Below are 12,445 nucleotides of genomic sequence, written 5' to 3' on the forward strand. Positions count from 1 at the left end.
TTTGACATGGTTACCCGTCAGCTCCCCCACCCGTCAGAGATCTTCGAACTCATGAAGTTCAAGAAGCCGGAGTTCAACGCGAAGAAACGCCGGCTGGTATCCGCCCTCACCATCTACGACCTGCGGAAGATCGCCAAGCGCCGGACCCCGGCCTCCGCCTTCGACTACACCGACGGCGCCGCGGAGGGCGAGATCTCCATCGCCCGCGCCCGCCAGGCCTTCGAGGACGTCGAGTTCCACCCGTCGATCCTGCGGGACGCCTCCCACATCGACACCACCACGTCCATCCTCGGCGGCACCTCCGCCCTGCCGTTCGGCATCGCCCCGACCGGATTCACCCGCCTGATGCAGACCGAGGGCGAGGTCGCCGGGGCCGGTGCCGCCGCGGCCGCCGGGATCCCGTTCACCCTCTCCACCCTCGGCACGACCTCCATCGAGGACGTGAAGGCCACCAACCCGGCCGGCCGCAACTGGTTCCAGCTCTACGTCATGAAGGACCGGGACATCTCCTACGGTCTCGTCGAACGCGCCGCGAAGGCCGGCTTCGACACCCTCTTCTTCACCGTGGACACCCCCGTCGCCGGCAACCGGATGCGCGACACCCGCCACGGCTTCTCCATCCCGCCGCAGCTCACCGCGAAGACCATTCTGGACGCCGTCCCCCGGCCCTGGTGGTGGATCGACTTCCTCACCACCCCGCCGCTGGAGTTCGCGTCCCTGTCCTCGACCGGCGGCACTGTCGGTGAACTGCTCGATTCCGCGATGGACCCGACCATCAACTTCCGTGACCTGGAGATCATCCGGGAGATGTGGCCGGGCAAGATCGCCGTCAAGGGCGTCCAGAATGTCGAGGACTCGGTGAAACTCGCCGAGCTCGGGGTGGACGCCATCGTCCTGTCCAACCACGGCGGACGCCAGCTCGACCGCGCCCCCGTCCCGTTCCAGCTGCTTCCCTCGGTACGGGACGCCGTGGGTGAGGACTTCGAGCTCATCGTGGACACCGGCATCATGAACGGTGCGGACATCGTCGCCGCCCTGGCCTCCGGCGCGGACTTCACGCTGATCGGGCGGGCCTACCTGTACGGCCTCATGGCAGGTGGACGCGAAGGCGTGGACCGCACCATCGAGATCCTGCGCTCCCAGATCGAGCGCACCATGAAGCTGCTGCAGGTCAACACGGTCGACGAACTCGTCCCGGAGCACGTCACCCAGCTCTCCCGCTTCAACCGGGTCGAGAAGCCGGGGCAGACGGTGGAGTAGACGGGTGCCCTGCGGTCACGCCACGTCGATGGTGCAGGTCCTGGCGCTGCCGGCGGCAGTGGTCGCCGTGACCTCGATGTGGTCGATGTCCTCGTTCGGTGTGCCGGTTACCAGGGACGCCCGACTACTGCCACCGCCGTAGCCCATGCCGCCGCCGGCTTCGGCGTTCCGTGCGGGATCGGTGAAGTGGAGGGTTGTCGTCAGTTCCGCCTCCGGGTAGCCGTCCGGAATGTTCCAGATCAGGGCCATCGTGGGACGTTCGTGGTCGATGTCGATGATGTCGGGATCGCAGCTGCCGTCGGCAGCCGTGTTGCCCAGGACGGGGACGGAGGTCAACTCCGCCGATGTTCCGGTGGAGGTCTCGGAGGGAGCGTCCTCGTCCGGGGAGCACCCGGCGAGGGCGAGGAGGATGACGGGTCCGAGGAACAGCGGGCGGTGAGGGCGCATGGCCCCACGGTACCGGTCGGCGTCCGGACGGACGCCGTGAAAAACCGGTCCGATTCTGCACGGTCGATACACCGGAGTCTGCAGAATCGGACCGGCTTTTCACGCCTGCTGCGGTGGAGGACGCCGCGCCCGGGAAAACTGCGTCCGGCCGGTGTGGGATACTGGTGACCGTGGCTGACAAGAAAAAGATCTCCAACGTCCTCGCTGACCGCTACGCCTCCCCCGAGCTGACCCGCATCTGGAGCCCCGAGGACAAGATCCTCGCCGAGCGCCGGCTGTGGATCGCCGTGATGAAGGCCCAGAAGGAGATGGGGGTGGACATCGCCGACGGCGCGATCGAGGACTACGAGCGTGTCATCGACAATGTCGACCTGGCATCCATCGCCGAGCGGGAGAAGGTCACCCGCCACGACGTCAAGGCACGCATCGAGGAGTTCAACGCCCTGGCCGGGCACGAGGACATCCACAAGGGCATGACCAGCCGTGACCTCACCGAGAACGTGGAGCAGCTGCAGATCCGCCGCTCCCTGGAGATCGCCCGCGACAAGGCCGTCGCCGTGCTCGCCCGCATCGGTGAGCGCGCCGCACAGTACAAGACCCTCGTCATGGCCGGCCGTTCCCACAATGTCGCCGCCCAGGCCACGACGCTGGGCAAGCGGTTCGCCTCCGCCGCCGATGAACTCATGATCGGTATCGAGCGGATCGAGGACCTGCTGTCCCGCTACCCGCTGCGCGGCATCAAGGGGCCGATGGGCACCAGCCAGGACATGCTCGACCTGCTCGGCGGCGATGTCGAGAAGCTCGCCGCCTTCGAGAAGAAGATCGCCGAGGAGCTCGGTTTCTCCCGCATCTTCGATTCGGTCGGCCAGGTCTACCCCCGCACCCTCGACTTCGACGCGCTCTCCGCCCTGGTGGAGACGGGTGCGGCGATGTCGTCGCTGTCGATGACGATCCGCCTGATGGCCGGCAACGAGACCGTCACCGAGGGCTTCAAGGAGGGTCAGGTCGGTTCCTCGGCGATGCCGCACAAGATGAACGCCCGGTCCTGCGAGCGCGTCGGCGGAATGCAGATCATCCTGCGCGGCTACATGACGATGGCCTCCGACCTTGCCGGGTCGCAGTGGAACGAGGGCGACGTCTTCTGCTCGGTGGTGCGTCGTGTCGCCCTGCCGGACGCCTTCTTCACCTTCGACGGCCAGTGCGAGACCTTCCTCACCGTGCTCAGCGAGTTCGGCGCCTTCCCCGCGATGATCGACCGGGAGCTGGAGCGTTACCTGCCGTTCCTCGCCACGACCCGTATCCTCATGGCCGCGGTGCGCACCGGCATCGGCCGGGAGACCGCCCACGAGATCATCAAGGAGAACGCGGTCGCCGTGGCGCTGAACATGCGGGAGAACGGTGGCGGGCAGGATCTCGTCCAGCGGCTCGCCGCCGATGAGCGTTTCCCGCTCGACGAGGCCGCGCTGGACGCCGCGCTGGCCGACCGGCACGCCTTCATCGGTGCCGCCGAGGACCAGGTTGACCGGGTGCTGGCCCGGATCGCCGCCGTGGTGGAGAAGTACCCGGACGCCGCCGCCTACACCCCGGGCGACATCCTGTAGAACTGCAGGACGCTGCGGGGAGGGCGCTCGACGCGAACTGACCCGGATCTGCCGTTCCGGTCCTGCCGGACGGACAGATCCGGGTCAGTTCGCGTCCGGGTGGGGTGGGCTCCGCCGTCACTACCGGGCGTCGAGTATCTTGCGCAGCAGCCGGGACAGTGTCTCCTGCTCGTCGGCGGTCAACGGTTCGAGTAGTGAGTGGTCGACCTCGCTGACCCGGTCAATTGTCGCGCGGAGCAGCTCGCTGCCTTGTTCGGTGAGGGTGAGGGCACGTCGCCGTCGGTCCTCCGCGGCGACGGTGCGTCGGACGAGTCCCTGGTTCTCCAGCCGGGAGAGCATGTCGGCGATGGTCGACCGGTCGGTGCCGGCGAGGGCTGCCGCGCGGTTCTGTTCGATCGAGGGCTGTTCCTGGATCACCTTGAGGACGGCGTACTGGGTCTTGGTGAGTTCGGGGATCTGAGCCGCCCACCGGGTCGAGTGGTCCTGGAGTATGAGCCGCATCAGGTGCGGTATCCGCTCTCGGAGGATTGACATGCCCCCCAGTGTAGCAGTATCGTCCGTACAGGGATCGTCCGTATACGGACGATTAGGTTCGAAGCTGGGAGTGGACATCATGAAACTGATTGTCGGGGTCACCGGGGCGACCGGTGCGCCGCTCGCCGTCCGACTGCTCGAATGTCTCGCGACCATCGACGGTGTCGAGACCTATCTCGTGATGAGCCGGTGGGCACGGACGACGATTGAACTGGAGACGCCCTACACCGCCCGGGAGGTCTCGCGCCTCGCGGATGTGGTGTACGGCCCGGGCGACCAGACCGCCCCGATCTCCTCCGGCTCATTCCGTGCGGACGCCATGATCGTCGTCCCCTGTTCCATGAAGACGCTGGCAGGTATCCGGGTCGGGTACGCCGATGACCTCATCGGCCGTGCCGCCGACGTCATGCTCAAGGAGCACCAGCCACTGGTCCTGGTGCCGCGGGAGACCCCGCTGAGTGACATCCACCTCGACAACATGCTCGCGCTGTCGCGGTCGGGGGCCCGGATCGTCCCGCCCATGCCGGCGTTCTACAACCTCCCGCAGTCCGTCGACGACATCCTCGACCACATCGTCGCCCGGATCCTGGACCAGATCGGTCTCGATCTGCCGGACGCGAAGCGCTGGACCGGACTCGCCGACGCCCGCGCGGCGCGGGCACACCTCGCCGACCGCTCCGAACCACAGTTCCTCAAGTGAAAGGTATCGCCATGGCATACGATGATCTACGAAGTTTCCTCTCCGCTCTCGCGGAGAACGGCCAGCTCCTCCACGTGAAGGACGAGGTGATGCCGGAACCGGACATCGCCGCGGCAGCCAACGCCGCCTCCCGGATGGGGGACAATGCCCCGGCCCTCTACTTCGATTCGGTGTACGGCTTCACTGACGCGCGGATCGCGATGAACGTCCACGGTTCGTGGGCCAACCACGCGTTGGCGCTCGGCCTGCCGCCGACCACCGGCACGAAGGAGCAGGTGCAGGAGTTCATCCGCCGGTGGGACCGGTTCCCCGTCGCGCCCGAGGTCCGGGACAACCCGCTGTGGGCCGAGAACACGGTCGAGGGCGACGACGTCGACATCTTCGACATCCTGCCGTTGATCCGTCTCAACGACGGCGACGGCGGCTTCTACCTCGACAAGGCGGCCGTGGTCTCCAAGGATCCGGAGGACCCGGACAACAGCGGCAAGCAGAATGTCGGCGTGTACCGCATCGAGGTCAAGGGGAAGCGCAAGCTCGCCCTGCAGCCGGTACCCATGCACGACATCGCGCAGCACCTGCACAAGGCCGAGGAGCGCGGCGAGGATCTCCCCGTCGCGATCACGTTGGGTAACGACCCGGTCATCTCCATCGTGGCGTCCACCCCGATGGAGTACGACCAGAACGAGTACGAACTCGCGGGTGCGCTCCGTGGCGCCCCCGCCCCGATCGCCTACGCCCCGGCCACCGGTCTGCCGGTCCCGTGGGGCTCCGAGGTCGTCATCGAGGGTGTCATCGAAGGCCGGCGCCGCGAGATCGAGGGCCCGTTCGGTGAGTTCACCGGCCACTACTCCGGTGGCCGGAACATGACCGTGATTCGCATCGACCGGATCTCGTACCGGACGAACCCCATCTTCGAGCACCTGTACCTGGGGATGCCCTGGACCGAGATCGACTACCTGATGGCGGCGAACACCTGCGTCCCGCTCTACAAGCAGCTCAAGCGCGATTTCCCCGAGGTGGAGGCGGTCAACGCCATGTACACCCACGGGCTGGTCGTGATCGTCTCGACCAGAAAGCGGTACGGCGGGTTCGCCAAGGCCGTGGGGTCCCGGGTGCTGAGCACACCGCACGGGCTCGGCTACGCCGCGACGGTGATCGTCGTCGACGAGGACGTCGACCCGTTCAATCTGCCGCAGGTGATGTGGGCACTGTCGACCAAGGTGAATCCCAGCGGTGACCTGCTCGTCCTGCCGAACATGTCGATTCTGGGGCTCGCGCCCCAGGCACAGACCCCCGGGATCACCGACAAGCTCGTCATCGATGCGACGACGCCGGTCGACCCCGATGCCCGCGGCAACTACGGCAACCAGGTCCGGGACCTCCCCGAGACCGGGGAGTGGCTCGCCCGGCTGCAGAAACTCGCGAAGGAGAACCGATGAGCACCACCGACGACAAGGAGAACACCATGGAATGCCCGCGCTGCGGTTTCGACCACATCGAGACCCTGACCAGCTCGCCGGTACCGGGGGCCTGGGAGGTGCTGCAGTGCACGCAGTGCCTGTACTGCTGGCGCACCACCGAGCCGGCCCGCCGGACCCGGCGGGAGGACTACCCGGAGAACTTCCGGATGACCGTCGAGGACATCCGGGACGCCCCGCTGGTCCCCGCTGTCCCCCCGCTGCTCGGGAGTGCGGGACGGTGAGTGCCGCCGACACCCTCATGTGGGAGGCTAAGGCGGCCCCGGGGAAGCGGGACGCCCTGTTCGACTGGGCACGGCGGGCGCTTCCGCCCCTGACGGGGCCGGACGTGGCCGGTGACGGACGGCAGGTGGAACTGTTCGCCGACGCCGGTGAACGGATCGTCGTCATCCTGCCGCTCGCCGGGGACCACCGGATCCCGGATCCGCCGGCCGGACTCATCGCCCGGCCGCCGCACCAGTGGCGCTTCACCTTCCGGGGGACCGCCGGCCGCTGAGGGGTGTGACCGACCGGGTCCGGCCGGCGTGCCCGCTCCGCCCGACAGTTATTTCCGAAAAACCTTGACAGCGTGTCCCGCATCACATAATACTGGGAAGTATTCCAGGTCAACGATGTGAAAGGGACTGAGATGAAGAGTTTTGCAGGACAGGTCGCCGTCATCACCGGCGCCGGTGGTGGACTGGGCCGGGCACACGCCCTCGCCCTGGCGTCCCGCGGCGTGAAGGTCGTCGTCAACGACCTGGGTAATGCACAGGGTGTCGTCGACGAGATCACCGCCGCCGGCGGGGAGGCCGTCGCGGACAGCACCGACATCGCCGACCGCGCCGCCGCCGCGGCGATGATCGCGGCCACCGTCGACCGCTGGGGCCGGCTCGACATCCTCATCAACAACGCCGGCATCCTCCGGGACAAGAGCTTCGCCAAGATGGACCTCGACGACTTCGACAAGGTCATCACCGTCCACCTCACCGGCTCGGTGAACTGCACGAAGGCCGCCTGGCCGCACATGGTGGAGCAGGGCTACGGCCGGATCCTCATGACCACCTCGGCCTCCGGCATCTACGGCAACTTCGGCCAGGCCAACTACGGCGCCGCCAAGTCCGGCCTCGTCGGCCTCATGAACGTCCTGGCCATCGAGGGGGAGAAGAAGGGGATCCGCGTCAACGCCCTCGCCCCGACCGCCGCGACGCAGATGACCGACGGCCTCATCCCCGAGGAGGCGGCGAAGCGGCTCGGCCCGGACACGGTCGCCCCCGCCGCCGAATTCCTCGTCTCCCCGGACGCCCCGACCGGCGTGATCCTCGGTGCCGGCGGTGGCGTCTTCGCTGTCTCCCAGATGCGCGAGGCCACCCCGGTGGCCCTCGACGCGGAGCACTGCACCGCCGAGGGCATCGCGGAGCGCTGGGACGAGATCTCGGACATGTCGGAGAGTCACCACCTCGCCGCGGCCTTCGACCAGACCGACCTCTACGTACGGACCGCGGTCGCCGCCGCCGGGGAGCAGGCATGACCGACCACGCCGCCGGGGCCCCCGCCCCCTTCGACATCGCCGGACGCACCGTCCTGGTCACCGGCGGCGCCCGCGGCATCGGCCGGATGCTCAGCGAGGGACTGCTGCGCGCCGGCGCGACCGTCCTGTTCTCCGCCCGGAAACCGGACGCCGTCGCCACCGCCGAACAGGAGCTCCGCGATCTCGCCACCGGCATCGACGGTGCCGGTGAGGTGCACGGTATCGCCGCCGACATCGCCACCGAGGAGGGCTGTCAGGCCCTCGTCGCCGCGGTGCGCGACCACACCGACCGGCTCGACGGTCTCGTCAACAATGCCGGGGCGACCTGGGGCGCGCCCTTCGACGAGTTCCCGCCGGCGGCCTGGGACAAGGTGCTGGGCGTCAACGTGAAGACCCCCTTCCGCCTCGCCCAGCTGCTGCGTCCCCTGCTGGACGCCCGGGCCGCCGCCGGCCTGGACCCCGCACGCATCATCAACCTCGGCTCCATCGACGGTCTCGCCGTGCCGAACTACGAGAACTACTCCTACGCCGCCTCGAAGGCCGCGGTGCACCACCTGACGAAGGTGCTGGCCAAGACCCTGGCCCCGGGCATCCTCGTCAACGCGGTCGCGCCCGGCCCGTTCCCCACGAAGATGATGAAGTGGGTCCTCGACGACCACGGCGAGGAGATCAACCGTGCCAACCCGCTCGGCCGGGTGGGGCGTCCCGAGGACATCACCGCGTTGGTGACGTTCCTGCTGGCACCGGGCAGCTCGTACCTGACCGGGCTGACCATTCCGCTCGACGGCGGCCTGACATCCACGATGTCGGTCGCCATGTACGACAACGACTGACAGCAACCGACACCGACTGATCCGACAGTGAAAGCAGGAACCATGAGAGAAGCAGTGGTCGTCTCGACCGCCCGTACCCCCATCGGCAAGGCGTACAAGGGCGCCTTCGCGGACACCCAGGGCCAGGAACTCGCCGCGCACGCCATCGCCGCCGCGGTCGACCGCGCCGGCCTCGACGGCTCCGAGGTCGAGGAGGTCATCCTCGGCTGCGCGATGCAGGAGGGCTCCACCGGCTACAACACCGCCCGCCAGTCCGCACTGCGCGCCGGGCTGCCCGTCAGCGTCCCCGGCATGACCGTCGACCGGCAGTGCGCCTCGGGACTGATGGCGATCGCCACGGCCGCCAAGGAGATCATCACCGACGGCCTGCAGATCGCCGTGGGTGGCGGAGTGGAGTCCATCTCCCTGGTGCAGAACGAGCACCGCAACAGCTTCCGCGCCGAGGACCCGTGGCTGAAGGACAACGGCCACGACATCTACATCCCGATGCTGCAGACCGCGGAGATCGTCGCGGAACGCTACAACGTCACCCGGGAGGTCCAGGACGCCTACGCCCTGGAATCCCAGCGGCGTACGGCGGCGGCCCAGGAGGCGGGGATCTTCGACGAGGAGATCGTGCCGTTCGGCGGACTGAGCCTCGACGAGGGCAACCGGCCGTCCACGACCGCCGAGGGACTCGCGAAGCTCAAGGCGGTGCTGCCGGACAGCGACGGTCACGCCGCCACCATCTCGGCGGGCAACGCCTCCCAGCTCTCCGACGGCGCCGCCGCGGTCGTGCTCATGGAGCGCGCGGAGGCCGAACGCCGTGGCCTGGAGCCGATGGGCACCTACCGCGGTATCGCGGTGGCCGGGTGTGAACCCGACGAGATGGGCATCGGCCCGGTCGTCGCGGTCCCGAAGCTGCTGGCGCAGCACGGTCTGACGGTCGACGACATCGACCTGTGGGAGCTCAACGAGGCCTTCGCCTCGCAGGCGGTGTACTGCCGGGACACGCTCGGCATCGACCCGGCGAAGTACAACGTCAACGGTGGTGCGATCGCCATCGGGCACCCCTACGGGATGAGCGGTGCGCGGATGGTCGGCCATGTCCTGCGGGAGGGCCGTCGCCGCGGCGCCCGCTATGTCGTGGTCACCATGTGCATCGGCGGCGGTATGGGCGCCGCCGGACTGTTCGAGCTGTAGGCGGCGCCACCATGGACCGGGACGCCACTCACGACGCCGCCCACGACGCCGCCCGTGCGCAGATCCTGGACGCCGCGTCCACGGTGTTCCAGGTCCGCGGTTTCGACCAGGCGACCATCGACGACATCGCCGAGGCGATCGGCGCCACCAAGGGCCGGGTGTACTACTACTTCCGGTCGAAGTTCGACATCTACCTCGCCGTCTACGAAGAAGGCATGCGACGGGTGACCGCCATCATCCGGCCGCTGGCCGAGGCACCGGGCACCGGCCTGGAGCGGCTCCGGGAGATGTCGGTGCGCCACCTCGTCAACCTCATGAGCGACCCCGGCTACCACGACGTCATCACCCAGGGGGTGGTCGCCGGCCGGTCGAGGGCGCTCAAGGACCGCCAACGTCAGGCCCTCGTGGAACTCAACGACATCCGGCAGCGCTACGAGGAGATGTTCCGGGTGGTCGTGGAGCAGGGGGTGGCGGACGGTTCGCTGCACACCGCCGATCCGCGCCTGGCCACCCGCTTCCTGCTGAGCAGCCTCAACGGCACCGCCGTGTGGTACCGCCCCCGCGAGGACCAGGACGCCACCGCCGTCGCCGACCTGGCCGGACAACTCACCGGTCTGGCACTCCACGGGATCGTCGGACCCACCGCATCTGCCGGACCCACCGATACACAAGGAGAATGATGGACACGAGAGAATCACAGGTCCTCGACGCGCACGACCTGGAATTCTGCCTCTACGACTGGCTGGACGCCGACGGTCTCACCGGCTTCGACCGGTACACCGACCACAGCAGGGAGACCTTCGACGGCGTCCTCGATCTGGCACGCGAGCTGGCGGAGAACCGCTTCGCCCCGCTCAACCGCCCCGGTGACCTCGCCGAACCCCGGCTGGTCGACGGTAAGGTGGTGCTCCCCGAGGAGCTGAAACTCGCCCTCGACGCCTATGCGGAGGCCGGCTTCCCCGCGGCGACCATGTCGGCGGAGGAGGGCGGGATCGATCTGCCGAACCTCGTCTACCGGGCCGCGTTCCTGTGGTTCCAGGCGGCGGACATCGGTGCGGTCTCCTACTCGCTGCTCACCACCGGGGCGGCGAACCTCATCCGCGCGCACGCCTCGGCGGAGCTGCAGGAGCGTTTCCTCCCGCCGATGCTCGACGGCCGCTGGTTCGGCACGATGAACCTGTCGGAGCCGGCGGTGGGGTCCTCGCTCGGGGACCTGACCACCACGGCGACCCGCGCGGCGGACGGCACGTACCGCATCCGCGGCGACAAGATGTGGATCTCCGGCGGTGACCAGGAGATCTCGGAGAACATCGTCCACCTCGTCCTCGCCCGCACCGGCGGCCCCGGCACCCGCGGACTGTCCCTGTTCATCGTGCCGAAGTGGCTCGGCGGGCCGGAGGAGCTGGGCGAGCGCAACGGGGTGAGCCTCGTCGGCCTGAACCACAAGATGGGCTACCGCGGCACCACCAACGCTGCCCTGCGCTACGAGGACGCCGTCGGGTACCTCATCGGTGACGAGGGCCGCGGCCTGAAGTACATGTTCCACATGATGAACGAGGCCCGCATCGGCGTCGGTGCCGGGGCCGCGGCACTGGGCGTCACCGGGTACCTGCACGCCCGCGACTACGCCCGCGAACGCATCCAGGGCCGGCCGCTCGAGGCGAAGGACCCGTCGACCGCCCCGGTGCCGATCATCCGGCACCCCGACGTCCGCCGGATGCTGCTCACCGCCAAGTGCTACGCGGAGGGCTCCGTCGCCGTCATCCTCTACGCCGCCCGACTGCTCGACGACGCGACCGCCGCGCCGGACCCCGCCACCCGGGACGCCGCCGCGCTGCTCGTCGACGTGCTCACCCCGGTCGCCAAGAGCTGGCCCTCCCAGTGGGGTCCCGCCGCCGACGACCTGGCCATCCAGGTGCTCGGCGGCGCCGGCTACACCCGCGACTACCCGGTGGAACAGTTCTACCGCGACAACCGGCTCAACCCGATCCACGAGGGCACCCACGGCATCCAGGGGCTCGACCTGCTGGGGCGCAAGGTGCTCCTCGACGGGGGCAGCGGCTTCCGTGACCTGCTGGGGAGGATCGCCGCGACCTGCGATGCGGTGGCGGCGTCCCGCCCGGGGCTCGCGGACGCCGTACGGTCGCGCGCCGACCGGCTCGCCGCGGTCACCACCGCCGTCTGGGAGACCGGCGACCCGCTCACCGCACTCGGGGACGCCACCACCTACCTGGAGGCCGCCGGCGACATCGTCGTCGGCTGGCTGCTGCTCGACCAGCTCCGGGCGCTGGGGGACCGGACAGACCCCTTCGCGGCGTCCAAGGAACTCACCGCGACGTTCTTCATCGACCACCTGCTGCCGCGGGTGGACGCCCAGCTTGATCTCGTCGCCGCCACCGACCACCTGCTCACCGACCTGAATGAGGACCTGATCTGATGCGTAGATTCACCACCGCCGACGAACTCCGTGCCGCTGTCGGCGAGGATCTCGGCACCAGCGACTGGCTGACCATGACCCAGGCCCGGGTCAACACCATGGCGGACGCCATCGACGACCACCAGTGGATCCACGTGGACGAGGAGCGGGCCAAGGACGGCCCCTACGGCGGCACCATCGCCCACGGCTATCTCACCCTCGCCCTGGTGCCGACCCTGGCCGGACAGGTCTTCGACTTCTCCGCCTGGGGGACGCTGATCAACTACGGGCTGGAGAAGGTCCGGTTCCCGAACCCGGTGCGGGTCGGCGACCGGGTGCGCGCTCGGGTCCGGCTCGCCGACGTGGCGGACAAGGCCGGCGGCATCCTCGTCTCCCTCGACCTCACCATGGAGATCGAGGGGCAGGAGCGGCCGGGCTGCACCTCCCGGGCGCTGATCCTGCTGCTCGACTGAGCGGTGCTGCT

At 68.8% G+C, this 12,445-nt stretch carries 14 protein-coding genes; 12 read left to right on the forward strand and 2 right to left on the reverse strand.

Annotation, left to right across the window (positions count from 1 at the left end):
* The first annotated feature begins 6 nt into the window (after positions 1 to 6).
* A complete protein-coding gene (locus FSW06_RS12545; protein ID WP_010120032.1) occupies positions 7 to 1,260 on the forward strand; it encodes an alpha-hydroxy acid oxidase in 1,254 nt (417 codons plus the stop codon).
* A gap of 15 nt (positions 1,261 to 1,275) precedes the next feature.
* Here the strand turns inward: FSW06_RS12545 and FSW06_RS12550 are convergent, their stop codons facing one another.
* Positions 1,276 to 1,707, reverse strand: a complete 432-nt coding sequence (locus FSW06_RS12550) for a hypothetical protein (protein WP_010120031.1) — start codon at positions 1,705 to 1,707, stop codon at positions 1,276 to 1,278.
* 170 nt (positions 1,708 to 1,877) lie between these two features.
* Between FSW06_RS12550 and purB the strand changes: the two genes are divergently transcribed.
* Positions 1,878 to 3,308: an adenylosuccinate lyase gene (gene purB, locus FSW06_RS12555; protein ID WP_010120030.1), complete on the forward strand. Its 1,431-nt coding sequence runs from the start codon at positions 1,878 to 1,880 to the stop codon at positions 3,306 to 3,308.
* A 120-nt stretch (positions 3,309 to 3,428) separates the two neighbouring features.
* Here the strand turns inward: purB and FSW06_RS12560 are convergent, their stop codons facing one another.
* Positions 3,429 to 3,842 (reverse strand): MarR family winged helix-turn-helix transcriptional regulator, encoded by a 414-nt coding sequence (locus tag FSW06_RS12560; RefSeq protein ID WP_029449338.1) that lies wholly within the window; start codon positions 3,840 to 3,842, stop codon positions 3,429 to 3,431.
* A 79-nt stretch (positions 3,843 to 3,921) separates the two neighbouring features.
* Here FSW06_RS12560 and FSW06_RS12565 point away from each other — a divergent pair, with 79 nt between their 5' ends.
* The 10 genes from FSW06_RS12565 (at position 3,922) to FSW06_RS12610 (ending at position 12,434) form a co-directional block, all read left to right on the forward strand.
* On the forward strand, positions 3,922 to 4,542 hold the full coding sequence (locus FSW06_RS12565) for a non-oxidative hydroxyarylic acid decarboxylases subunit B (protein ID WP_029449336.1): 621 nt from the start codon (positions 3,922 to 3,924) through the stop codon (positions 4,540 to 4,542).
* Positions 4,543 to 4,553: 11 nt separating this feature from the next.
* Entirely contained in the window at positions 4,554 to 5,981 is a 1,428-nt protein-coding gene (locus FSW06_RS12570; protein WP_010120027.1) for a non-oxidative hydroxyarylic acid decarboxylases subunit C, read from the forward strand.
* A complete protein-coding gene (locus FSW06_RS12575; protein ID WP_010120026.1) occupies positions 5,978 to 6,244 on the forward strand; it encodes a non-oxidative hydroxyarylic acid decarboxylases subunit D in 267 nt (88 codons plus the stop codon). Before FSW06_RS12570 ends, FSW06_RS12575 begins: the two co-directional genes overlap by 4 nt.
* Positions 6,241 to 6,516 carry a hypothetical protein gene (locus FSW06_RS12580; protein WP_010120025.1) on the forward strand — a complete coding sequence of 92 codons (276 nt, stop codon included), beginning with the start codon at positions 6,241 to 6,243 and terminating at the stop codon, positions 6,514 to 6,516. The genes FSW06_RS12575 and FSW06_RS12580 overlap by 4 nt, the downstream gene beginning before the upstream one ends.
* Before the next feature lie 132 nt (positions 6,517 to 6,648).
* Positions 6,649 to 7,530: an SDR family NAD(P)-dependent oxidoreductase gene (locus tag FSW06_RS12585; RefSeq protein ID WP_010120024.1), complete on the forward strand. Its 882-nt coding sequence runs from the start codon at positions 6,649 to 6,651 to the stop codon at positions 7,528 to 7,530.
* Positions 7,527 to 8,363 carry an SDR family oxidoreductase gene (locus tag FSW06_RS12590; protein ID WP_010120023.1) on the forward strand — a complete coding sequence of 279 codons (837 nt, stop codon included), beginning with the start codon at positions 7,527 to 7,529 and terminating at the stop codon, positions 8,361 to 8,363. The genes FSW06_RS12585 and FSW06_RS12590 overlap by 4 nt, the downstream gene beginning before the upstream one ends.
* A gap of 42 nt (positions 8,364 to 8,405) precedes the next feature.
* Entirely contained in the window at positions 8,406 to 9,545 is a 1,140-nt protein-coding gene (locus FSW06_RS12595) for an acetyl-CoA C-acyltransferase (RefSeq protein ID WP_010120022.1), read from the forward strand.
* Positions 9,546 to 9,556: 11 nt separating this feature from the next.
* Positions 9,557 to 10,225 carry a TetR/AcrR family transcriptional regulator gene (locus FSW06_RS12600; protein WP_010120021.1) on the forward strand — a complete coding sequence of 223 codons (669 nt, stop codon included), beginning with the start codon at positions 9,557 to 9,559 and terminating at the stop codon, positions 10,223 to 10,225.
* The gene (locus FSW06_RS12605) at positions 10,225 to 11,982 is read left to right on the forward strand and encodes an acyl-CoA dehydrogenase (RefSeq protein WP_010120020.1); all 1,758 of its coding nucleotides are present in this window, start codon (positions 10,225 to 10,227) and stop codon (positions 11,980 to 11,982) included. The genes FSW06_RS12600 and FSW06_RS12605 overlap by 1 nt, the downstream gene beginning before the upstream one ends.
* A complete protein-coding gene (locus tag FSW06_RS12610; RefSeq protein ID WP_010120019.1) occupies positions 11,982 to 12,434 on the forward strand; it encodes a MaoC family dehydratase in 453 nt (150 codons plus the stop codon). The genes FSW06_RS12605 and FSW06_RS12610 overlap by 1 nt, the downstream gene beginning before the upstream one ends.
* The last annotated feature ends 11 nt before the right edge of the window (positions 12,435 to 12,445 follow it).

The sequence above is a fragment of the Corynebacterium nuruki S6-4 genome, from assembly GCF_007970465.1.
Taxonomy (GTDB): Bacteria; Actinomycetota; Actinomycetes; order Mycobacteriales; family Mycobacteriaceae; genus Corynebacterium; species Corynebacterium nuruki.